The sequence below is a fragment of the Limnospira sp. PMC 289.06 genome, assembly GCF_032350395.1.
GTDB classification, from domain to species: domain Bacteria; phylum Cyanobacteriota; class Cyanobacteriia; order Cyanobacteriales; family Microcoleaceae; genus Limnospira; species Limnospira platensis.
Genome location: NZ_JARPLC010000350.1, coordinates 1 through 1,093 on the forward strand (window position 1 = coordinate 1; position 1,093 = coordinate 1,093).

At 44.8% G+C, this 1,093-nt stretch carries 1 pseudogene; it reads right to left on the minus strand.

Features of this window, described 5'->3' with window-relative positions:
- Nucleotides 1–594: 594 nt before the first annotated feature.
- Nucleotides 595–1,093: pseudogene (locus P5674_RS25120) on the minus strand (RNA-guided endonuclease InsQ/TnpB family protein); the annotation flags it as partial.

Below are 1,093 nucleotides of genomic sequence, written 5' to 3' on the forward strand. Positions count from 1 at the left end.
ATTAATAAACCCGCCCTCTCTCTCTGTTTCGGCGGGTTCTGCTGTTAATTAATCGGACCACCAGAAGATTAATAAACCCGCCCTCTCTCTCTGTTTCGGCGGGTTCTGCTGTTAATTAATCGGACCACCAGAAGATTAATAAACCCGCCCTCTCTCTCTGTTTCGGCGGGTTCTGCTAGTTCCTCGCCTGGGGGCGATAAGATTAATAAACTCGCCCTCTGGGGAGAGAGGGGGAATGCACATAATGGCGTTTTTGTCAATAGCTGGAAAAAGAGCGATCGCTTTTTGGCGAAAAACTCGTGCATCGTGAATTTAATATTTTGGTGAGAGAATAACTTTAATCGCGATATAATCAGGGTTATAGCGTCTATTTTTACGGCAAGACATGGGAAACCCTTGGGTGCGATTTATTTGATGGTATCACAACCCCTATAATCTCGTCAACTATTTGCGAGGGATTAGCAATAAAAACTTATTAATTCTTAACAAACTTTGGAAGTTTAAATCTATTTGTTCGGAGAGATTATAAAAGTTTATCTTTAAGCCGAGTTTGAGGACAATTGAAGAGGATAGAAATGGTTGACACTCCCCAGCCTAAAGGCGTGGGGATTCTTCCTTCAACGACTCGACTTGCTCTGACAGGTTTGCACCAACCAAAGTAGCGGTCAAATCTCCAGAAGCGTTAAGTTTCCGTATGCCCTACGGTACTCAAGGCAGCCTTCAGAATGTTGATGGCTGCGTTATAGTCTCGGTCTAACTCACACCCACACTGACAAACATGGGTTCGAGTCGAGAGACTTTTCTTGACAACCGTGCCGCAGCTCGAGCATTTTTGAGAGGTATAGGCAGGGTTCACCGCTACGGTAATCTTGCCGAATTTCACCCCAAAATACTCCAACCATTTCCTGAACTGATACCAAAGAGCATCATAAATCGACTTGGCCAGACAGTGGTTTCTCACAATATTCTTAATCCTCAAATCTTCGTAGGCTACCAGATCGTTAGATTGGATTACGCAACGCGCCAGTCTCTTGGCGTGTTCTTCACGTTGCCGACTTATTTTGAGGTGTGTTCGCCCGAGTCGATTAACGGG